This is a genomic window from Acidovorax sp. GW458-11-26-14-TSB4, from assembly GCF_059423865.1.
The window spans coordinates 1-21,190 of sequence record NZ_JBWKYR010000045.1; the positions used below are offsets into that span (position 1 = coordinate 1).

Consider the following 21,190-nt stretch of genomic DNA (forward strand, 5'->3'; position numbering starts at 1 on the left):
CTTTGGTGACTTTCTCTTGGCGGCCCAAGAGAAAGTTACTGCGCCGCCGGGCGCACATCCCGGCTCCCGCCCTCAACAAAGGCATGCAGTCACCACAAAAGCAAAAGCCGAATCACCCCAACGGCTTCCACTGCGGCGCTTCCGGCTCCGGAAACAGCAGCGCTTCGCGCGCCGGGCGCTGCATGGCCTCCCACTGCCGGCGGCGCTTGATGTCGCGCGGGCGGAGCTTCTCGGGCTGGGTGCGGTGGGTGCGGGACATGGCCGTCTCCTCATGGGCCCCGGACAAGGGGCCATGCCTCCATTGGCGCGCTGACGGGGCGTCGCGCGTGTCGGACGGGTTCGACGCGGCCTATCGGTGGGCTGGCAATGGAGATGCAGGGCGGCGCCGGGCTGCAGCGCATGCATTCCACCAAAAAAACAGCCCGCTGGTGGGCGGGCTGCAACTTGCTGTTTAGCAAGGGAGGGGTGGGTGTCGATGCGGTATCGACAGGTGAATACTAAGGACCTCGCCCGCCCCGTTTTGTAGGACGACAGCCCATTGATGCGTATCCAAAAAGAGAAGCCAGGTCCGGGTCGGCTGGTCAGGGCAGCCATGGTGCAAGCGCTTTGCCGCGTAGGAATTATCCGACCCGGCCATATTGCAAAAGACTGCAGGAAATTGTTGCAGTGCGTTCTACGCTTGGTGCATCTTCACGGAGGACCACATGCCTATCTTGGGAATCGTCTTTGGCATCCAGGCCATTGCCATTGTTGCCGCACTGTCGTTGAGCCTGGCCATTTACTCCTGACCAGACTGGCGTTGGTCGAAAGGCCTGCTCAGGCTTGAGCCCTCCGCCGCAGCATCAAACCCAGCGCCGCAAGCCCCAACGCCAGCAGCGCCAAGCCAAACCCCAGCGCCGTGGCGTGCAGCCCAAAATAGCCTGCCGCCAGCCCTGCCGCAATCGCCGGCAGGCTGAATGCCAGGTAGCTCAGCACGAAAAAGCCCGACATCAGGCCCCCGCGTTCCGCCGCGGAGGCAGTGCCCACCAGGCTGCGCAGCGAGCCGTTGAAGCCCGAGCCGAACCCCACCCCCGCCACCACCGTGCCCGCAAAGAAAGCCGCGCTCGAATGCAGGGCCACGCCGACCAGCGTGATGGCCAGCCCCAGCACCAGGGCCCAGGTGCCTACCAGCAGGGCCTGGTGCGGTGGGCGCAGGCGCACGAAGAGAATGGCCACGGCGGCCGTGAGCACCAGCGCGCAGATGAGCGCCCCGCCCAGCACCGGCGCATGGCTGCCCGTGATCACCCGCGCCAGCGTGGGCCCGAGCGACAGGTAGAAACCGCCCAGCGCCCACAGCGCCGTGTTCAGCGGCAATATGCGCGCCAGCGTGCTGCGCGAGCTGGCCGGTATGGCAATGCGCGGGCGCAGCGAGCGCCAGGCGCCCGGGCGGCGTGCCACCGTCTCTGGCAAAAACACGGCGGCAACCGCCTGCGCTATGAACAGCACCAGCAGCAGCTCGAACACCAGCGCCGTGTGCGTGGGCGCAAACTGCACCAGCGCGCTCGTTCCCAGCGCCCCCACGGCCATGCCCAGCATGGGCGAGACGGTGTTGACCAGCGCGCCGCGCTCAGTGTGCAGGTCGATCAGTGCCGCGCTGAGCACGCTGGTGGCAATGCCCGTGGCCAGGCCCTGCACGGTGCGCGCGGCAAACAGCCAGGCCACCGAATCGGCCTGCCAGAAGAGCACGGTGGAGGCGATCTCCAGCACCAGCGCCAGCAGCACCACCTCGCGCCGGCCCCGGTGGTCCGAGAAGGTGCCGAACACCAGGGCCGTGGTGAGCAGGGCAAAGGCGTAGCTGGCGAACACCAGCGTCAGCGTCAGCGCCGAAAAGCCCCAGCTGTCGCGGTACAGCGCATACAGCGGCGAGGGCGCGCTCGACGCCGCCAGAAACCCCACCAGGATGGACGCCAGCAGCCACAAGGCCGGGGTGCGCCCCATGCGCCGGGCGGGCGCCGTGGGAGCGGGGAGGGCAGCGGCAGCCGCCGTGGGATTGAGTGCCATGGAAATTTCCGGTACGCCATTAAAGCAAAGACTTTGCTTTTGCGGTATTAAACCACTAAAGCAAAAATTTTGCTTTAGCATGGCGGCATGAACCTTCGACCCAACCTGCGCCCCGGGGGCCGCAGCGCCCGCGTGCAGGCCGCCGTGCACCGCGCCACCAACGAGCTGGCCGAGGAAATCGGCCGCGCCCAGCTCACGGTGCCGCTGATCGCCGCGCGCGCGGGCGTCACCCCCTCCACCGTGTACCGCCGCTGGGGCGACCTGGCCGAACTGCTGGCCGATGTGGCGCTGGACCGCTTCAGGGCCGAGACGGAGCCCGTGGACAGCGGCAGCGTGGAGGGTGACCTGCAGGCCTGGGCGGAGCAGTTCTTCGAGGAAATGGGCTCCGAGGTCGGGCAGACCATGCTGCGCGACGTGCTGGCCGGTCGCATACAGGGCAGCATGGCCGTGCCCAGCCAGTGCGCGGCCTACACGGCCAGCCAGATCGAGATCATCATCACCCGCGGCCTGGCCCGCGGCGAGGCCGTGCCCACGGTGGAGGCGATCATGGACGGCGTGGTCGCTCCCATCATCTACCGCACGCTGTTCGGCCCCGCCCGGGCCAGCCATGCGCTGGTGCGGGGGCTGGTGGCGGGCTGCATGGCCGGCGCGGGCCGGCCGGGCGCGCAGCGCAGCGATGCCGCCGTGGCGCTGGATGGCCTGGCGGGGCCGATGCTGGAGTAGGGCAGCGCGCTCCGTGTGGCGCCACCACTGCGGCATGGCCGCAGGCGCGGATCAGCCGGGATGCGGAAAAGGCCAGCGCTGCGGGCCTGCCCAAGGGCGCAGCAGGAACCTGCACCTGCGGGCCCACCGCGTTCGTTGGCTGATGGGCGAGTGGCGGGGTGGCTCAGGGGTAGCGCTGCGGGTTGGCCACGGGGCCCGTGGGCTTGAGCTTGCGCGTGGCGCGCCAGTCCCAGGGCGGCAGCGGACTGTTCTGCACCCACAGCCCGCGCCCGGCAGCCTGGGCGCGCAGCTGGATGTCGGCCAGCGCCTCGTAGCCCAGGCCCACCTTGGGGTCGAACCAGGCCATGCCGGCGCGCAGTTGCTCGGCGGCGGCGTCCTTGCCCTGGCATTCCACGTCGGCCACGGTGCGGCCGTGCACGTCCACCGAGAGGTTGCTGAGCTTGACCTTCTGAGGTATCAGGCACAGGTTGACCAGGCTCTTGTGCGAGAGATCGCCATAGGGCTGGCGCAGTTCGGGCGCGTCGATGGCGCGGATGGCGACGAAGGTCTCTTCGTTGCGCGTGACGTCGCCGCAGCGGGCGCGGAAAGAGTCGCCGTCGTGGATGGCAACGACCAGGCAGAGCAAGGTGGCGGTGGTCAGGGGCATGGCGGGGCCGGGTGGTGCGGGGTGGTGGCTGCAGCGGTGCCGGCGGGTGCGTGTGCAGGCGCATGCACGCACGTGCACCCCGCTTCCCGCGCCGCGGCATGCGGGCGGCGCTTGTTGGTAGGTTCTGCCATCCCTCTCACCCCAATTGTGTGTTGGTGGAATTTTTGTGGCGCTATTTTGCTATGACTGGGCCGGACTGCAACGGCTCCAAGTGCGGTTTTGGGGGGCTCACCCAAATGCCTGGGCATGTGCAAAGGGACGCAGCGCACCGGATCGCCTGCCTTTGCGCGGCCGTCGGGTATTCGCGGCGGCCACCTGCCCGTGTGCCGCGCACAACGCCTGCAGCGCAAGGCACGCCCCGCGCGCCCTTGATGGGTAAGAATGCAGGCCCATGCGACCCTGCATGCCTGCGCCTTCCTCACGCCTTGCCGGTTGGACTGGCGTGCTGGGCGCCCTGCTGTTTGCGGGCGACATGCTGTTGCTGAGCCACTGCCGGCGTTTGCACTGGCGCCCGCGCCCATCGGGGCGGTGCTGTTGGGTGGAGGTGCCAGCATTCTGCTGTTCGTCTTCATGCTGGTGCACGTGGGCATGGCCCGGGGCGACCGTCCGTCATGAAAGCCGTGCATGATGGCCGTTTCCGGGGCCTGCCGCCGCGCCCGGAATCTTCTGTTTCTTTCTTCATTTTCGACAGGAAGGTAGCGCCATGTCCGATGCACAGCACAACCCCTATGAAGATGCCACCGAGGCCTATGACCGGGGGCACCTGAACAAGGCCTTCAAGGGCTTTCTGGCGGGGGCGCAGGCGGGCGACGTGGACTGCATGGCCATGGTCGCGGTGATGTATGGCGCGGGCGAGGGCGTGCGCATCGACCTGGCGCAGTCCATCGAATGGGACAAGAAGGCCATTGCCGCGGGCAGCGAGCTGGCGTTCCTGAACATCGGCATCAGCTACCGCTGCATGGGCGACATGGTGAGCGCCAAGCACTGGTTCCTGCGCGCGCTGGATGCCGGCGACGCCGAGGCAGCGCTGCAGCTGGCCAAGCTCTACATGGTGAGCGAGCTGGAATCCGACCGGGTGAGGAAGTACCTGGCCATGGCCATCGACAGCAGTACCGCGCTGCAAGAGACGCAGGAGGAGGCGCGCCGCCTGCTTGCGCAGATGCCCGGGCGCGAAAACTGACATGGGCGAGGGGCCATACACACCGTTTTCGGGGTCGCGAAGGTCTTTGTCGGCATGGACAATCCCGGCGCGCAGGCAGGGGCCTTGCCTGCGGCTGGCCCGATATTGGTGTTGACCGGCCCGGGGCCGGGAGCGCGCCTGCGCCTGGCCTGGCCTGGCAGCGATTTCGGCAGATTTCTTTCTTGAACGGCCTTCCAGCTCAGAACACCAGGACAGGCTCAGGCGAACTCGATGCCGCTGGCCGCCAGCCCCACCAGGTCGATGCGCGCAGCCGTCGCATCCAGGTGCGCTGCCATCACCGCCAGTTCGGCGCCCGAAACGCCACTGGCCAAGATGTCGGTGAGGACCTTGATTTCACCCATGCTGCCGGCGCGGCCGGCTACGTTGGTCCAAAGGGTTTGAGCGATCTGCGTCGGTGTGCCCGCGCCCAGTATCTGCAAGCCCGCACCTGCAATGGCCTGGCTGCTGAGGCCGGCGTCCAGCATGCGGATCACTTCGCCCACCAGGCCCTTGTTGGCCAGGGCTGCGGGGCCGGCCAGTGCACCCAGCAGGCGGGCGGCTTCGCCGGCATGGCCATGGAGGTCCAGCGCGATCCTGGTGTCGGTGAAGGTCACGCGCTCGACATTCGTCGCATCGAGCATGGCACCGTCGGTCATGCGCTGCAGCGTGTAACTGCCATCGGCGCCATGCTGCACACGGGTCTGCGCCAGCGCTGCGGGAAGGACCAGCGTGTCGATTCCCGCCCCGCCGTCCACATACCGGGCCAGGCCCAAGGTGGGGGTGATCACGTTGTTGCCCGCATCGCCAGTGACCGTGACCTCGCGCACCGCATCCACGCGGATGGCCCCCGCGGAGGGCATGCCGTCGAGCAATTGGGCCGCGGTCTTGCCTGCGGTCTGGGTCGGAAACAGCTGTGCGAAGGCGCTGGCCACCTGCTCGGCGCGCCAACCGGATACGCCCTGGATGGCGGCGCCTTCGCCTTGGCCCAGGTCGCGCCCCAGCCACTTGGTGAAGAGGTACGCGGCAGCCTCTTGGGCAGCACTGTGCGCGATGGTGAGAGCCGGGCCTGTTTCGAAGCGGACCTGCTCCACGTCCACCAGCCAGTCGGACACGCCCGATGCGGTGTGCGTGAGCTTGATACCGGCTCCGTCCAGGGTGACGGCGTAATCGCTTCCCTTGCCCTCTTGCAGCGCCACATCGAAGCCGGTGCCGCCATTGAGCCGGTCGCTGCCTGTGCCGCCCGACAGCATGTCGTTGCCGGCGCCGCCGAAGACGGTATCGTTGCCCGCATCGCCAAACACCTGGTCGTCGCCGGCTTCGCTGCCCACCACATCATTGCCTGCACCGCCGTGGATCACGTCGTCATCGGCACCAAGCACGATCCATTGGGCGCCGCCATCGCCACTGGCAATGTTCTGGCCTGCACCGCCAATGACGCGCACATCGCCCACCACGGCGACGAACTCGATGTTTTCCACCTGGATGACGGTGCCGCCGGGCAGGCTGCGGGCATCGATGATGATGGCCTGCTTGCCATCCGCAGCGTTGGTGCTGCCGTTGATGACCAGAGGTTGGCTGCCGTCATACCCGGGGCCTATGGTGGGCTTGAGGATCTGCACATTCAGCTGCTCGCCTGCGGCCAGGGTGGCATAGAAGGCGTTGCCGGCATTGGTCAGTTCGGTGTTGGGGCCGGTGACGCGTTCGATGCGCAACCCCAGTTCGGCCAGCGCCGCAGCGCCGCTGGTGCTGTTGGCCAGGCCTTCGGCCGTGAGGCCCACGCCGTTGGGCACGCCGACAGAGACCACGGGCTGGCCGCTGGGGCCGGTGGCGATGGGAATGTCCGCCAGGGGCGTCTTGCTGCCAGGTGTTTCAGGGCGCGTTGGCTGTACCACGGGCACCGTGATGACGGTGGAGCCACCGGGGCCGGGTGCAGTGGTGACGGGCACGCCATCGACAATGGCGGAGGGCGGGGCGACCGGGTCGGGCGGAAACACCTGCTCACTCACCACAAGCCGGAAAGTGTCCGCCGCTGTTGCGCCCTGGCTGTCGGCAGCAACCACCTCGATGTCCAGCACGCCTACGTCACCGGCCGCAGGAGTACCGCTGAACGAACGCGTGACGGGATCAAAGTGCAGCCATGAAGGCAATGCGGCCCCGCCATCCAGCCGTGCACTGAAGCTGAGGGTGTCTCCCAGATCGACGTCGGTGAAGGTGTTGGCGGCGACTTGAAAGTTGAACACCGATCCTGCCGTGGCGCCCTTGTCGGCAAGGGGTGCATGGAGCGTGGGCGCGTCGTTGGTATTGGCAACGGTGATGCTGAAGGTGTCTGTTGCCGGCGCGCCATGTCCGTCGCTGGCACTGACGGTAATGACCAGGGTGCCAACGTCTGCGTTGGCAGGGGTTCCACTGAACGTGCGCGTCGCAGGATCGAAGCTCAGCCATGCCGGCAGCGCATCGCCATTCGAGAGCTGGGCGCTGTAGGTGAGGGTGTCGCCAGCGTCGGCGTCTGCAAACGCATTGAGCGGAATCACGAAGCTGAAGGCCGCGTCTTCTGGCGCGGTCTGGTCTGCGAGGGGATTGGCCAGCGCGGGATCGTCATTGACCGCCGTCACATCGATGCCCTTGGTGCCCACGGCACTGCTTTTGACCCCGTCGTTCACGCTGAAGCTGATGGTGCGGCTGTCGGTAAGCGGGCTTTGGGAGCTGTTGCTGTATGACACGTCCCGCAGCGCCGCCTGCCATTGGGCCAGGTTGGCCGTGCTGCCTGCGGAAGCCAGCGTCAACGTGCCCGTGGCAGTGCTGAAGCTGCCAACGATATTGCCGTAGGTCGCGCTGCTGGTATTGGTGAACTGCAACACGTCTTCACCACTTCGGTAATTCTGCGAGACTTGCACCGTTGCCGCCGCGAGGGTGCTGTTGTCCAGGTCGGACACCATCAGCCCCGGGTCGATCTTCACCGGGCCCTGTCCCTCGGTGAAAGACGCACTGCCACCGGTGAGGTTCAGCAGCGGGGTCTGGTCGACCGGCACCACCTGGATGGTCCTGGTCGGCGCATTGCTGTTGCTGGTGCCGTCGTTGAGGGTGAAGCTGACCGTTCGGGTAGACGCGTTGGGGGTGATCGCAGTATCGGTGTAGCGCACCGTGCGCAGCGCTGCCTGCCATTGCGCCACGGTGGCCGTGCTCCCTGCCGAGGCCAGCGTCATCTCACCCGTTGCGGCGTTGTAGCTGGCGGTGATGTTGCCGTAGAGTGCGGCATTGTTGTTGACAAACACCAATTGATCTTCGCCAATGCGGAGGTTGCCTGTGATGGCGACGGTGGCGTGGGCCAGCGTACCGGTATCCACGTCGGAGACGGTGAGGCCTGCATCAATGGCCACCGGCGTCGACGCCGTGTTGTCTCCAGCGGTGAAGACCACCGGGCCCCCGCTGGTGGTCACGACGGGCGCATCGTTGACCGACAGCACGGTGACGGTGGAACTCTGCAGCCCGAATGCCGTGTCCGTACCGCCATTGGCGGTGCCGCCGCTGTCCTTGAGGAAGGTGATCGACGCCACGCGGGAGCCGGTGCTCGGGTTCTCGCTGGCGTTGCTGTAGCTGATACCGTTGAGCACCGTCCGCAGGGTAGAGCTCACGAGCGAGGAGCTGGCCAATACGGTGACGGTGGCCACGCCTGCGGCAACGCTGACCGAGACCTGCAGGCCGTTGTTGGCGGTGGAGCCGATCGTGTTGCCGTTGAAGAGCGCGACGGTGGAGCCATCGATGGCCAGCGACTCGCTGGAGCCATCGTTCACATTCGTGATCTGCAGGCCGAATGAGGTGAAACCCTGGCCCTGTTCCACCGTGCTGGCGGCGCTGATATTGAACAGGTTGACCCGACTGCCGCCTTCGGTGAAAGTGGGCGACAGACCCGTGCCCGTGAGCGTGGGCGCATCGTTGATGGCGTTGAACTGCACCTGCGAGGTGTAGGTGGGCGAGGTGCCGCCGCCGCCATCGGTGAGGCTGTAGCTGATGGTGCGCGTCGCATTGACCGGATCGTCCGGATGGCTGTTGAGAAAGCCCACGGTGCGCATCAGGGCCTGAACCGCCGCCGGCGTGGCGTTGCTGTTCAGAGCAAAGTCCAGGCTGTCGTTCCCGGTCCCGCCGCTGAACGTCGCGAAGGCCACCCCTCCATAGCTGACCGTGTTGCCGCTCACTCCGATCTGCCCGGCGGCGTTGCCTTGGTGGATCACGACGAGCGAATCGTAGGTCACCGAGCGGTTGGTGATGATGTTCACGCTGAGCAGGCCACCGGCGAAGTTGGCGCTGTCGGTGTCGGTGACCAGCGCATCGCCGCCGGCATCGAGCGCCACCGCCGGACCCCTCTCGGTAGCGCTGACGACATCACCACCGATGTCGCTGATCACCGGGGCGGTACTTGGAGGCACCGCTGCGCCGATGAACACGTCGTCAATGGATATGGAAATATCGGTCTGGCCGCCGGCGCGCACGATGCGGACCTCGTCCAGGTACTCCCACGGCCTGCCGGACACCGACACGATGATTCCGCCCGACATATTGGAAGCGGTCTGAAAGGTCTGCCGAGCGTCGTCAACCGCTTGCCCATCGCGATAGCCCACCAGCGCGTAGTCATCGCCCGAGCTCTGGAAATTCTCCACCGTGACGGACTTGAAACTGAACTTCCCGCCGTCGGTGGATTTGAGCACTGCGGCGGCCTGGCCCACGGAATTGTCGTAGGCGCCTTGCAGGAGCAAGGCCTTGTCGCTGGCGTTATTCGCCAGACCAGTTACAGAGGTCTGGTTGGTAAAGACAAGAAGGCTGTCGGGATCAATGCTCCCATCCCTGCCGATCACCGAGAACGTCCAGCCTTCGAAGGTCGCGGCTTGACCCTGTGGCACGTAGGTGTACTCGCCATCGTTGAGGATGACAGTGTCAAAGATCTGGACGGTTGCGGCCCCGAGCAGGTTGGCGTAGCCGCCCAGGCCCGCAGCGGCGGAGAGTTGGAATGCCTCGATGGGGCCCGTGCTGCGCTCCAGCGCCCAGTTGCCGCCCAAGTGCGCGGCGCCGGTGTTGTCGGTGGAGCCGCCGACGTCTGCACCCGTGATGGACGCAATGGTGTCGAGCAGCGCCTGCCCTTGCCCGCCCTCGGCCACCTTGCAGCCGTAGAGCAGGAGGTCCCCGTCGGCCGCCAGGGACTGGCCAATCCGCTCCAGATCACTGCGGTGGTCTTGCATGGTGTGTGCCGAGAGCCAGGCCGACCCCGCCTGCACGGCGCCTGGGCTGCCATGGGAAATCAGGGTGATGGAGTCGATACCTTCCCGCCCCGCGAGGTAGGCGGCCATCTGGGCAATGCCGTTTTGCGCCGGGTTCAGAATGAACACTTCTGCCCCCGCTGGAAGGCCCTGGACGATCTGCTCTGCGCTTTCCAATTGGCCGTCGACAAAGAAAATGTCTGTGCGCGTGGGCTGGGCCGAAATCGCCGCTGGCGCTTCAAGGCTGACCTGGGATGCGCGATTGCCGTTGTGGGTTTCTGCTGGCTGGTAAGACATGGAATGGCGGTGTAGGATCGCAGGCTTTGCCTGCACCACAAAAAGTGTACACATACTATTGTGGAAATGGGTTGGACAAAGCGCAAGCAATGCTTTGCCAAGATGGCTTTCCCCATCCACTGAGCGGGCGCCTGCGTGGTGTGGCGGCGATCCCCCCGCGCCGCTGATCTGCTTCGCACCCAGCATGCGCGCGGGCCAAGCTGGGGGCCGCGCAGGCATGCCAAGGCGAATTCGCTGTTGCCGAGGCAAAGATCCCAGCCCGGCATGGGACTTGCGCGGCCCTGAAAAGATCGTCAATACGTTCCTGGAGCGGAAGGCAGACGCTTGTGGCGCCTTTGCCGCGTGTTGTCGCACGGCTTGCCCCTGTTCCACCATGGGCTGCGCCGCACTTGGCGCACCCATCCGCATGCCGGTGTCAGCGCGGTGGTGAAATGAATGGTGATGCGCCTTCCCCACAACCGCTTCGCTGGGTCTTGTTGTCCGCTTTTGCCACTCGCCGTGGCGCTACCATCAGGCATTGGCCGAAAGCATGGGCGGCAAGCCTGCCGCACGCCTTCGCTTGCTGGCTCCTTCCCTTCGATGTCAAACCCTGTTCCATCCAATGCGCCTGCTACCTCCGTTCTCGCTTGCCTTGATTGCCACCTTCGCTGCCATGTCCGGCCCTGCGGCCGCCCAGGCCCGCGACGATCTGGAGCTGAAAATCACCGGTGTGACCTTCATCGAAGCGCCGCCTGGTCGAGACAAGAACCTCACGGCCTTTGGCGCATCGCCTTCGCAAGAGAAGGTAGAGGTGAACGCCGTGGCCGTGAGCCGCAGCCTGCAGTTCGTTCAGGAGACCGGCGGCTTCATGGACAAGGGCGAAGTGAAGGTCACGGCCATCTTCCCCGACAAGAGCAGCCAGGCCTTCGGAAGCGCCGAGGTGAGCGGCTTTCCAAAGTTCTCGGCCGACGGGCGCACGCGCAGCTTCAATCTGGCCATCAACCGCCTGCCTGACAGGCCCGTGAGCGGCCTGGTCTTCGAGGGTACGGTGCCCTTGACCGTGGCCACCGGCAGCAGCAAGGCCGCGCAGGCGCTGGACCCGCAGCGCCCTGGCGCTTTCAAGCTGGGCGGCGTGGAAATTCGGCAGTTCAAGGTCGAGGGCAACAGTCTGAACATCGAGGGCAACGATTCGCTGCAGCGCATCAAGACGCTGTCGTTCAAGCTGCTTCGGGCCAGGTGGTGCACGGCGAGCGCGGCGGCTGGCAACGCATGAACGCCGACTACCGCCAGACCTGGAAGTTCGATGCCCCGTTGCCCAAGGGCGAGTTGCAGGCCGAGCTGTACGAGGGCCTGCGCACCGTGCGCCAGCCCGTGCGCTTGGTGGTGGGACGGCCCTGGTAAGGGAGGGCGCCAGCCTGCCGGCCTGCGCGTGCAGGCCAACGGCAGGCAATGGGGCCTGCCCGCCGGTCAGTCGTCCAGCCGCTCGCTGAGCACGCGGCCGGTGTGTGGGTCCAGGCGCAGTTCCACGGACTGGCCGGCGGTGTTGGTGGCGTCGGCCTCCCAGAAACCGTCGTCGTACTCCACGCTGCGCACGCGGGTGTAGCCGGCCTGCTGCAGGGATTGGCTGATCTGCGCGGCCGCCAGCACGGGTTGCCCGCCCACGGTGCCGCCGCTGCGACCCACCTGGCTGAGCACTTCCAGCGTCTGCGGGTGCAGCACGAATTCCACCTTCTCGCCCAGCAGATTCTGGCGCGCCTCGGCCTGCCAGAAGCCGTCGTCGAGTTCCAGGTCGTGCACATAGGCCCAGCCGCCGGCGCGCAGGGCCTGGGCCACCTGGGCCACACCGGGCAGGGTGGTGCCGATGTCGCTCTTGCGCACGGCGGTGAAGCTGGCGTCGGCGTCCTTCACGAGCACGGTGGCGCGCTGGCCGTCGTTGGAGATGGCCTTCGCCGTCCAGTAGCCGTACTGTTTTTGCAGGTCGTGCACGGCCACGTACTGGTTCTGGGCGATGACGTTGAGCGCGTCCTGCGCGCCCAGGGCCAGGGCGATGGAGGGCAGGGCGGCGGCTACGGCCAGGGTCAGGGTGGCAAGGGTCTTCTTCTTCACGGTGTTTTCCTTTCAGGGTTGGTCGGTATGGAGGGCAGTGTGGCCAGCCCTGCCTAAACACGGTGTGAAGCCCTTGTTCATGGGGCGTTTAGATTCGTCCGCAATAATCCGCGCGATGGAACGAAGGATGAGCCGAAGGATGAGCATCAGGGCCGCGTGCGCGGCGCTGATGCTGGCCTGTGCACCGGCGCTGGCGGCGCCCCCGCTGGGCATGCCCGCAGAGCAGGAGGCGGCGCGGCGCGGGGTGCTGAGCGGCCAGCTCAAGCCGCTCAACAGCGTGATCGCCGAGATCAGCCGCCAGTACAAAGGCCGCGTGATCGACGTGGAGACCGAGCGCGGGCGCAAGGGCGAGCTGCGCTACGAGATCAAGCTCATCGACGCGCAGGGCCGCAAGCACGAGGTGCTGGTGGACGCAGCCACGGGTGCCGTGGTGGCGCAGGAGAGCGACTGGCCCACCCAGCCCGTGGCCCCGGCGCAGATGGCGCGCTACATCAAGCGGCTGGAGCAGCGCTATGGCGCGCGCGTGTCGGAGGTGGAGTTCGAGCGCGATGCGCAGGGCCAGGCGGTGTACGAGGTCAAGCTTTCCGAAAAGCCCGCGGGCCAGATGAAGCTGCTGATGGACGTGTCCACCGGCGAGGTGATCCACCCGCCCCAGGGCGCCGCGCCCAAGGCGGACATCAAGCCGATGTGGGCCATGCTCGAATCGTTGCACCCGCGCTTTGCGGGCCTGGTGCTGGAGGTGGAGCTGGAGACCGACCACCGCCGCCAGCCCCACTACAGCGTGGAGCTGCTGCAGCCCAACGGCCACAAGCTGGAGCTGGAGGTGGACGCCATGACGCTGCAGGTACTGCGCCAGAAGGTAGATGACTGAATGCGTGTATTGGTGGTGGAAGATGACGAGGCGCTGGCCGGCCAACTGCGGCAGGCGCTGGAGGCGGCGGGCTTTGCCGTGGATGTGGAGCACGATGGCGAGGCCGCGTCCTTCGCGGGCACGGCAGAGGCCTACAGTGCCGCGGTGCTGGACCTGGGCCTGCCGCTCAAGGACGGGCTGAGCACCCTGCGCGACTGGCGCGAGGCGGGGTGCGGCTGGCCGGTGCTGGTGCTGACGGCGCGCAACCGCTGGAGCGACAAGCTGGCGGGCTTCAACGCCGGAGCCGATGATTACCTGACCAAGCCTTTTCTGATGGACGAGGTGGTGCTGCGCCTGCGCGCCATGCTGCGGCGCACGGCGGGCGTGGCCGCCAGCGTGCTGCGCGCCGGACCGCTGGAGTACGACGTGGTGCAGGGCCGCTTTGCGCTGCAGGGCCAGGGCCTGCAGCTCACGGCGCAGGAGCACCGCATACTGGCCTACTTCATGCATCACCCGGGGCGGCTGCTCACGCGCGGCGACATCAGCGAGCATGTGTACGCGCGCGACCTGGACCCGGACTCGAACACCCTGGACGTGCTGATCGGCCGCATCCGGCGCAAGCTCGGTGGCGCGCCGCGGCTGGTGACCGAGCGCGGCCAGGGCTTTCGGCTGGAGGCCGGGCCCGAGGATGCAGCCCGGGGGCCGGCCTGATGGCACTGGCCCAGCGGCTGGCGCTGCAACTGGCGCAGTGGCCCATGGCCACGCGCATCGTGCTGCTGGCCCTGGTGCCCATGCTGGTGCTGGTGGGCGCGGGCGGCTGGTGGCTGCGCGTGCAGATGCACCAGAGCCTGCTGGCCAGCTTCGAGCAGGTGCTGCGCGACAAGGCCCAGCGCGTGGGCGCGCGGCTGCTGGTGGGCCCGCAGGGCGGCCTGCGCGAGCAGGCCGGCGCGGTGGACGAGTTCAGCGCCATCTACGGCGGCTGGTACTGGCGGGTGCAGGCCGGCAGGCAGGTGCTGCGCTCGCGCTCGCTGTGGGACATGGACGCACCGCCCGCCGCAGCCGGGCCGGCGCGCGGCTCGCCCGTGCTGCACATGGCCACGGGGCCGATGCAGGAACCCCTGCTGGCCTACGCCAGCGCCGTGCAGATCGGGCCGCCCGTGGCCGAGGCCACGCTGGTGGTCTATGGCCCGGCCGCGCAGTTGCAGGACAGCATGCGCCAGATCGACCGCACCCTGGTACTGGCCGCCCTGGCGCTGATGGCCCTGGCCGGCGCCCTGGCCTGGCTGCAGGTGCGTGTGGGCCTGGCGCCGCTGCGCCGGCTGGAGGCGCTGCTGGCGGCCCTGCGCGCGCCCCAGGGCCCGGGCGCCGATGTGGCGCAGCACCTGGCCGCCCCCACCGGGCGCGACCTGCAGCCCCTGCAGGCCGAGCTGGCCGGCCTGCTGGCGCACAACGCCCATGTGGTGGCACGCGCCCGCGCGCATGCCGCCGACCTGAACCACGCCCTCAAGAAGCCCCTGGCCCTGCTCAGCGCCCAGGCCAGCGCACAGGCCCTGGTGCCCGCTGCCGAGGTGCAGCGCCAGGTGGCTGCCATGGCCCAGCTGGTGGACCGCTACCAGGCGCGCACCATGAGCGATGCGCTGCTGGCCCATCCCGGCGCTGCCGGCCCGGCGGTGGATGTGCGCGAATGCGCGGGCCAGGTGCTGCAGATGATGCAGCGCCTGCACGCCGCGCAGGAACTGGCCTGGGCCATGGTCGATGGCCTGGACGGCGCCCAGGCCCCGGCAGGCCACCTGCGGTGGCGCGGCGAGCGCGCCGACCTGGAGGAGGTGCTGGGCAACCTGCTGGACAACGCAGGCAAGTGGGCGGCATCGGAGGTGCGCCTGTCCCTGGGCGTGCAGGCGTCAGGACAGGTGGCCGGGCAGGGCGCCGAGGCGGTGGCCCTGGTGCTGCAGGTGGAAGACGATGGCCCTGGCATGACGCCCGCGCAGCTGCAGGCCGCCGGCCAGCGCGGCCTGCGCTTTGACGAGACGGTGCAGGGCAGCGGGCTGGGCCTGGCCATTGCGGGCCAGATCGCCCAGGCCTATGGGGGGCGGCTGGCACTGGGCAAGAGCGGCAGCCTGCGCGGGCTGCAGGTGCGTGTGGAGCTGCGCGGGGTGGTGCAGGCGTGAGTCCCTGTCGGATCAACTGCCCTGCGCCATCAGCGCGTCGTAGCGGCGCTGCATTTCCTCGGGCGTGACTTTCTCGATGGAGTGGCCGATGTTCCAGCGGTGGCCGAAGGGGTCGCGCACCACGCCCCCGCGCTCGCCATAGAACTCGTCCTGTGCCGGCCGCTCCAGCGTGGCGCCCAGCGCCAGTGCGCGGGCGATCACGGCGTCGGCATCGTCCACATGCAGGTGCAGCGACACGCAGGTGGGGGCGCCGGGGCGTGGGCCCTCTATGCCCATCTCGGGGTACTCGTCGCTCAGCATCAGTGTGGTGCCGCCGAAGTCGAGTTCGGCATGGCCGAGCCGGCCGGTGGGCGGCTCGGTCAGGCGGAACAGCTCGCGCGCGCCGAAGGCTTGCTGGTAGAAGCGGATGGCTGCCGCGCCGTCGGCGACGTGCAGGTAAGGGTAGAGTTCATGGACCATGGGGCATCTCCTGGGGTTGGACGTTCAGGAGCACTGTAGGCCCGGCGGCCCCACGTGTCTTGAAGAAAAGTGACCCTGCGGCAGACGTGCTCTTTCAACCCACGCGCACATGGTTGCGCTGTGCGGGCGCGGCGCGCAGCCAGGCGGTGGGCGTGACGCCGGTGAGGGTGTGGAACTCGCGTGTGAAATGCGCCTGGTCTGAAAAGCCGGCGTCGGCGGCAATGCCGGCTGCGGGCACACCAGGCGCTTGCAGCCCGGCCAGCGCCGCTTGCAGCCGCAAGACACGGGCATGCTGCTTGGGTGCCAGTCCGGTGGCATCGCGGAACTGCGCGATGAGGTGCCGGTGGCTGAGCCCGCTGGCCTGCACGGCCTGCTGCACCGGGGCGCCCGCGTGCAGGCTGGCCAGGGCGGCGGCGATGGCCGGGTGCAGGCCGCGCACGGTACGGACCATGCGGGCCAGCAGCCAGGTTTCGAGCACGCGCAGGCAGGCCTCAAGGTCGCTCTGCGCCTGCAGGCGCTCCATCAGCTGCGCAACCGCGCCCGGCCCGCACACGTCGGCCAGCTGGGTGTGGCGCTCGGCCAGGTCGGCCGCACTGGTGCGCAGCAGGGCGCCCGCGGCGCCGGGTTCAAGCTGGGCCCCGACCGACCAGCCATGCGTGCCGGCCTGCTTGGCGTAGTAGCCGGCCCGGGCACCGCCCACCACGGCCGGGCCGGGGGACCAGGCCTGGGCATCCGGCTGCGCATCGCCTGCCGGCAGCAGTTGCAGCGGCGGCCCGCCCCAGCGCAGGGCCAGGTGCATGTGGCCGGTGGGCAGCACATGCTCGCGCCCGGGCCGGGCGAGCGCTGGCGGTGTGAAACCCGCCCAGAGCAGGCGCACGAAGGGGCGCAGCGGGGCGATGGGCGGGCGGGCAAGCATGGGTGCAGCCCTGTGGATGGTTCAGTGCCTTGGGCGCGGCCTCTCGGTCACACCTTGAAGCGGCGGGCCTGCAGGGCGGCAGCGTAGTCGGCGACCACGCGGGCCAGGGCGCCTTTTTCGTTGGCCTCGAGCGCGGTGCGCTCCTGGAACAGCTTGCTGCGTTCGGCCACCAGGCGCTCCATCTTGGCGGTGTCGGGGTTGGGGCGGTTGCTTTCGTACTGGATCTCGGCCACCACGGCCGCGAGCCAGGCGGCAAGGCACGCGGTGGCGGCCTGGTGGTGGGTGGGGGCGGTGGTGGTTTGTGGCGCTGGCTGGGCGGCGGTCATCGTCATGGCTCCTGGGTGGTCTTGTGGGTGGGGGAGGGGCGTTTGTCCCCCCGTGGGCTCGAATGTAACGCGCCTGCGGCGCACGGCGCCCATCATCGCGCACGAAGCAGCACAATGTCTTCATGAACCCTGCGTACTGGTCACCCCGGCTGGCCGAGATGGTGGGTGCCTGGCCGCTGCATGCCGGCATGCTGCCGGCGGGCCGCGCTACGACCTGGCGTTTGCAATTCGCGTCGAGGCGCTCGATGGGCGACACCCCGAAACGGGGTGGCGGGCCCCGGAATGCGTCGCCCGGGCGCTGGTGCCTGGCGGGCGGCTGTTCATCGATGGGGGCAAGCCGCTGCGCAAGCTGGCCTTGCGCCGGGAATGAGCGCCCCGGTATCCGGTCAGCACACGACGAGGTGTTCCACCCCATCGCGGATCTGGGACAGGTCTTCGCGCCAGTAGTGCGGGTCGTTGACCTGGCGCCATGCCACGCCCAGGCCGGGCGCCATGGCCCGCGTGGCCGGGTCGAACAGTTCACCGAGTGAGATGAAGAGGCTGCCCGGGTGGGGCCAGTCGGCCCGTTCCACCTGCACCAGCGGGTTGCCGCGCCGCAGCTCGGCCAGCAGGCAGGCCTGCAGGCCGGCGGGCAGGCAGTTCAGGATGGCCAGGGTTTGCAGGTTGTGGGTGGGGATGAAGGGGAGGAAGTCCTCGCGGGTGGCGGGGTGCGGTGGCGGCTTGTCTGCTGCTGCAGGGGTGGGGGTCATGGGGGCAGTGTATCGGTGGGGGCGGGGTTTCAGGCTCCGTAGGAGACTGTGTTCATACTACGGGCAACGCCTTTTGCGGAACCGAAACATATGAATCTCTCGTGCACGAAGCACTGCGTATCGTGGCTGCTCAAATGCTGGCTGGTGCTGTTGCCCTGTATGGGCTTTGCCCAGCCAAACCCTCCAGTGGTGACGCCGCAAGCGGCGCTTAACAAGGCTTTTGAAAGCCTGCGCTTCGCGGATGGAGAGTACTTTGCTGGATTCACGGTGAATCTGAAGGCCGGTGAAGAAATGATGAGGGGGCGGCGCGCGCTTGACAGCAGCGAGGGACCCGACTACTTGCCGGATAGAAGGTATTGGAACGTCGTTTTTGATATCCAGAACACCAAGGGAAAGTCGTACTACGGCATTAGGGTGCCGGTCGACAGCACGACCGGCCTTCTGGTTTTTGATGCTTCAGCGACGCGACGCAAGGAGGCTCCGGAATGATGTCCAGCGTGAGAAGAGCTGAGCCGAAGCGGCCATAGAGCGCGCCCGTGGTGGGATGGCTGGTTTGTGGGAGTATTCCGCATCGCTCAGCGAACTGACGATCCGCATCACATGGCGGTGGACGTCAGAGAATCTCCATATGGTTTGCAATGGCTGCACCCGATTGGAGGCGACAACGGCCTGGGGCGATGTGGATCTTGAGTGGCGACAAGTCGATTCAGGCGAGATCACTTTGATCGACGCAAAGGCGCGGTTCCTTCTTGTCTGCAAGCAGATACGGGTTTTCCCGAATCTGGCGCCCATCTTTGTGAAGTAGGTCTGAAGGAGCGGTGGTCCCCAGGCTTGGCGGCCCGAGGTCATCTCATTTGGACCAAGTGACCCAGTTTGATGGACCAGACTGTGCATCGCATGCTCGCCTGAAGCGGGCGACGGCGGCGTGAACCCGGCCCACAGCAGGCGCACGAAGGGGCGCAGTGCGGGCACGGGGGGCCGGGTCAGCATCGCGGTCATCGCGGACCCCGGGGGGCTCAGGAGGTCAGACCTTGAGCTTGCGCGACTGCAGTGCGGCGGCGTAGTCGGCGACGACGCGGGCGACGGCGGCCTTGTCGTTGGCTTCCAGCGCGGTGCGCTCCTGGAACAGCTTGCTGCGCTCGGCGACCAGGCGCTCCATCTTGGCAGTGTCGGGGTTGGGGCGGTTGCTTTCGTGCTGGATGTCGGCGGCCAGGGCCGCCAGCCAGGCGTTCAGGCAGGCGGTGGCGGCCTGGTGGTGGGTGGTGGCCTGGGCGGGCTGTGGCGCCTGCGCTGGCTGGGCGGCGGTCATCTCGGCATCACTCCTCGGTGGTGGGTGGGTTGTGGAAAAGGGGGCAGGCTTGCCCGTGCACCCGAATGTAACCCCGGATGGTGTTCGGCCGGCGGCAAGGGGACCGCCGATGGGGCCCTGTCTCGCAGGAACCATGACCTGCCAGGTAATCGACGCGCAGCAGGGCGGCTTCTACAGTGGACCCCGACAGCTGCTTCGGGCGCACACGGTGCCCGCGGCGCACACCACGGTTGTTTTGTTCATCCAAGGAGATCCACCATGTCCGCCTACGCCATCGGCCTGCTCGAAGACCTGCAGTTCGGCCCTGACATCGTCAGCTACCTGCAGCGCATCGACGCCACTCTGGAGCCCTATGGCGGTGAGTTCCTGGTGCACGGCACGCGCCCGGAGCTGCGCGAGGGCGCCTTCGGCGGGGACTGCGTGGTGATCCGCTTCCCCAGCATTGAGCAGGCGCGGGCCTGGTACGAATCGGACGCCTATGCGCCGCTGATCCCGCTGCGCACGCAGCATTCGCGCTCCACGGTATTTTTGCTGGAGGGGGTGAAGGAGGTGCCGTACCGGGCGGTAGGGTTGTTGGGGAAGTTGGGGGTGTAGGGCTCAGGCCGCAGCGGCCCGGGGCACCACCCGCGCCTCCTTGATCGGCAGGTTCACCAGCGCCGCGGCCAGGGCCAGCGCGGCATCGGCCCACCACATCCAGGTGTAGGCGCCGGTGTTGACCACCGTGAGGCCACCCAGCCAGGCGCCGAAGAAGCCGCCGATCTGGTGGCTCAGCAGGGTCAGGCCGAACAGCGTGGCCAGGTAGCGGGTGCCGAAGAGCTTGGCGGTGAGCCCCGCGGTGGGCGGCACGGTGGCCAGCCAGGTGGCGCCGAGCACGGCGGCGAAGGCGTAGAAGGTCCACGCGTCTTTGGGCGCGGCCAGGTACAGCAGCACGGCCACGGCGCGCGAGGCGTACATCCAGAACAAAATCATCTTCATGCGCACGCGTGAGCCCAGGGCGCCAGCGGCCAGGCTGCCAGCCACGTTGGCCAGGCCGATGATGGCCAGCGACGTGGCGGCGACGTTGGGGCTCAGGCCGCACAGCGCCACCTCGCCGGGCATGTGCGTGACCAGGAAGGCGATGTGGAAGCCGCAGGTAAAAAAGCCCGCGTGCAGGCACCAGTAGCTGCGGTCGCGCAGGGCCACGCGCAGCTGCTGGCGCAGCGTCATGCTGGCGCTGCCTGCGCTGGCCTGTGCCTGGGCCTTGCGGTCGCTGCCACGCAGCCACCAGGCCATGGGGGCGGTGGTGAGGGCGAGCACGGCCATGGTCCACATGGCGCTCATCCAGCCGAAGGCGGACATGATGGCCTGGTTGAGCGGCGCAAAGACAAACTGCCCGGCGCTGCCGCCGGCGTTGATCACGCCGCCGGCAAAGGAGCGGCGCTCGGCCGGAATGCGCTGTGCCGTGGCGCCGATGAGGATGGAAAAACTGCCCGCCCCGGCGCCCGCCGCGCTGAGCAGGCCGATGGCGAAGATGAGCCCGAACTGGCTGGTGACCTGGGTGGTGAGTGCCGAGCCCGCCGCCAGCAGCACGGCCCCGAGCACGATGACGCGGCCGGGCCCCCAGCGGTCGGCCACGGCACCGAAGACGGGTTGCACCGCGCCCCAGACGAGCTGCGCGATGGCCATGGCAAAGCTGATACTGGCCACACCCAGGCCAGTGTGGGTGTTGATGGGCGAGAGGAACAGGCCCAGCGACTGGCGCGAGCCCATGGTGACCATGAGGATGGCGGCGGCCACGGCGACGATAAGCCAGGGGGTGGTGGGTGGGGGGCTGGCTGATGGTGGTGTGCTGCGTTCTGGCATGGGAATGGAGAGGCTCTGGATTTGGAGGATACAGACGGTGCTTGGGCTGGTGTATGCACGGGTGGTAGCAGCGTGCAAAGGCCAGCAGATGTCTTGCAGATTGTGGCTTTGCGCACCGGGGTCGGCAATCGATTAAATTTGGGGTATGGCGTAGAAAAACTGCACTATGAGGGCCTCTGTGTCTGTCGGGGGCTTGGGTTGTTTTTGTTTGTTGTCGATGGTGGCTTCTGTTCTTGTTTTGAGGGCGGAGGCCGGGATGTCCGCCCGGCGGCGGAGTAACTTTCTCTTGGGCCGCCAAGAGAAAGTCACCAAAGAGAAGGCGGCCCCCAGTCTGCGTCCCTTCGCTTCGCT

The 21,190-nt window shown here is 67.7% G+C and carries 21 protein-coding genes; 9 read left to right on the forward strand and 12 right to left on the reverse strand.

The window, feature by feature from the left end; all coding sequences use genetic code 11:
- Positions 1–112: 112 nt before the first annotated feature.
- Entirely contained in the window at positions 113–259 is a 147-nt protein-coding gene (locus tag AC07X5_RS32365; RefSeq protein ID WP_494614700.1) for a hypothetical protein, read from the reverse strand.
- A gap of 557 nt (positions 260–816) precedes the next feature.
- Complete coding sequence (locus AC07X5_RS32370; protein ID WP_494773509.1) at positions 817–2,040, reverse strand: MFS transporter; 1,224 nt, start codon at positions 2,038–2,040, stop codon at positions 817–819.
- 87 nt (positions 2,041–2,127) lie between these two features.
- Here AC07X5_RS32370 and AC07X5_RS32375 point away from each other — a divergent pair, with 87 nt between their 5' ends.
- Positions 2,128–2,763: a TetR/AcrR family transcriptional regulator gene (locus tag AC07X5_RS32375; protein ID WP_409961129.1), complete on the forward strand. Its 636-nt coding sequence runs from the start codon at positions 2,128–2,130 to the stop codon at positions 2,761–2,763.
- 163 nt (positions 2,764–2,926) lie between these two features.
- On the opposite strand, the gene AC07X5_RS32380 is transcribed toward AC07X5_RS32375, so the two are convergent.
- Entirely contained in the window at positions 2,927–3,409 is a 483-nt protein-coding gene (locus tag AC07X5_RS32380; RefSeq protein WP_494773510.1) for a thermonuclease family protein, read from the reverse strand.
- 703 nt (positions 3,410–4,112) lie between these two features.
- On the opposite strand from AC07X5_RS32380, the gene AC07X5_RS32385 reads away from it, so the two are divergent.
- Positions 4,113–4,589: a tetratricopeptide repeat protein gene (locus AC07X5_RS32385; RefSeq protein WP_494773511.1), complete on the forward strand. Its 477-nt coding sequence runs from the start codon at positions 4,113–4,115 to the stop codon at positions 4,587–4,589.
- Between the two features lie 218 nt (positions 4,590–4,807).
- On the opposite strand, the gene AC07X5_RS32390 is transcribed toward AC07X5_RS32385, so the two are convergent.
- The gene (locus tag AC07X5_RS32390; RefSeq protein ID WP_494773512.1) at positions 4,808–10,135 is read right to left on the reverse strand and encodes a DUF4347 domain-containing protein; all 5,328 of its coding nucleotides are present in this window, start codon (positions 10,133–10,135) and stop codon (positions 4,808–4,810) included.
- A gap of 652 nt (positions 10,136–10,787) precedes the next feature.
- Here AC07X5_RS32390 and AC07X5_RS32395 point away from each other — a divergent pair.
- On the forward strand, positions 10,788–11,387 hold the full coding sequence (locus AC07X5_RS32395; protein ID WP_494773513.1) for a hypothetical protein: 600 nt from the start codon (positions 10,788–10,790) through the stop codon (positions 11,385–11,387).
- Entirely contained in the window at positions 11,384–11,515 is a 132-nt protein-coding gene (locus AC07X5_RS32400) for a hypothetical protein (RefSeq protein ID WP_494773514.1), read from the forward strand. Before AC07X5_RS32395 ends, AC07X5_RS32400 begins: the two co-directional genes overlap by 4 nt.
- A 66-nt stretch (positions 11,516–11,581) precedes the next feature.
- Here the strand turns inward: AC07X5_RS32400 and AC07X5_RS32405 are convergent, their stop codons facing one another.
- Complete coding sequence (locus tag AC07X5_RS32405) at positions 11,582–12,220, reverse strand: PepSY domain-containing protein (RefSeq protein WP_494773515.1); 639 nt, start codon at positions 12,218–12,220, stop codon at positions 11,582–11,584.
- A 139-nt stretch (positions 12,221–12,359) separates the two neighbouring features.
- On the opposite strand from AC07X5_RS32405, the gene AC07X5_RS32410 reads away from it, so the two are divergent.
- The 3 genes from AC07X5_RS32410 to AC07X5_RS32420 are packed head-to-tail and all read left to right on the forward strand — an operon-like array spanning position 12,360 to position 15,238.
- On the forward strand, positions 12,360–13,091 hold the full coding sequence (locus tag AC07X5_RS32410; protein WP_494773516.1) for a PepSY domain-containing protein: 732 nt from the start codon (positions 12,360–12,362) through the stop codon (positions 13,089–13,091).
- A complete protein-coding gene (locus AC07X5_RS32415; RefSeq protein WP_494773517.1) occupies positions 13,092–13,781 on the forward strand; it encodes a response regulator transcription factor in 690 nt (229 codons plus the stop codon).
- Complete coding sequence (locus tag AC07X5_RS32420; RefSeq protein ID WP_494773518.1) at positions 13,781–15,238, forward strand: ATP-binding protein; 1,458 nt, start codon at positions 13,781–13,783, stop codon at positions 15,236–15,238. Before AC07X5_RS32415 ends, AC07X5_RS32420 begins: the two co-directional genes overlap by 1 nt.
- Positions 15,239–15,250: 12 nt before the next feature.
- Here the strand turns inward: AC07X5_RS32420 and AC07X5_RS32425 are convergent, their stop codons facing one another.
- The 4 genes from AC07X5_RS32425 to AC07X5_RS32440 form a co-directional block, all read right to left on the reverse strand.
- Entirely contained in the window at positions 15,251–15,697 is a 447-nt protein-coding gene (locus AC07X5_RS32425) for a VOC family protein (protein WP_494773519.1), read from the reverse strand.
- A 94-nt stretch (positions 15,698–15,791) separates the two neighbouring features.
- Positions 15,792–16,613 (reverse strand): AraC family transcriptional regulator, encoded by an 822-nt coding sequence (locus tag AC07X5_RS32430; protein ID WP_494773520.1) that lies wholly within the window; start codon positions 16,611–16,613, stop codon positions 15,792–15,794.
- Positions 16,614–16,660: 47 nt separating this feature from the next.
- The gene (locus AC07X5_RS32435; RefSeq protein ID WP_494773521.1) at positions 16,661–16,939 is read right to left on the reverse strand and encodes a hypothetical protein; all 279 of its coding nucleotides are present in this window, start codon (positions 16,937–16,939) and stop codon (positions 16,661–16,663) included.
- Positions 16,940–17,325: 386 nt separating this feature from the next.
- Positions 17,326–17,688 carry a hypothetical protein gene (locus AC07X5_RS32440; protein WP_494773522.1) on the reverse strand — a complete coding sequence of 121 codons (363 nt, stop codon included), beginning with the start codon at positions 17,686–17,688 and terminating at the stop codon, positions 17,326–17,328.
- A 90-nt stretch (positions 17,689–17,778) separates the two neighbouring features.
- On the opposite strand from AC07X5_RS32440, the gene AC07X5_RS32445 reads away from it, so the two are divergent.
- Positions 17,779–18,177 (forward strand): hypothetical protein, encoded by a 399-nt coding sequence (locus tag AC07X5_RS32445; protein WP_494773523.1) that lies wholly within the window; start codon positions 17,779–17,781, stop codon positions 18,175–18,177.
- Between the two features lie 535 nt (positions 18,178–18,712).
- On the opposite strand, the gene AC07X5_RS32450 is transcribed toward AC07X5_RS32445, so the two are convergent.
- On the reverse strand, positions 18,713–18,997 hold the full coding sequence (locus AC07X5_RS32450) for a hypothetical protein (protein WP_494773524.1): 285 nt from the start codon (positions 18,995–18,997) through the stop codon (positions 18,713–18,715).
- A gap of 258 nt (positions 18,998–19,255) precedes the next feature.
- Here AC07X5_RS32450 and AC07X5_RS32455 point away from each other — a divergent pair, with 258 nt between their 5' ends.
- The gene (locus AC07X5_RS32455) at positions 19,256–19,591 is read left to right on the forward strand and encodes a DUF1330 domain-containing protein (protein ID WP_494773525.1); all 336 of its coding nucleotides are present in this window, start codon (positions 19,256–19,258) and stop codon (positions 19,589–19,591) included.
- Positions 19,592–19,594: 3 nt separating this feature from the next.
- Here the strand turns inward: AC07X5_RS32455 and AC07X5_RS32460 are convergent, their stop codons facing one another.
- Positions 19,595–20,839 carry an MFS transporter gene (locus AC07X5_RS32460; protein ID WP_494773526.1) on the reverse strand — a complete coding sequence of 415 codons (1,245 nt, stop codon included), beginning with the start codon at positions 20,837–20,839 and terminating at the stop codon, positions 19,595–19,597.
- A 132-nt stretch (positions 20,840–20,971) separates the two neighbouring features.
- A partial coding sequence (locus AC07X5_RS32465) for a hypothetical protein (RefSeq protein ID WP_494773527.1) occupies positions 20,972–21,190 on the reverse strand: 219 nt, incomplete at its 5' end.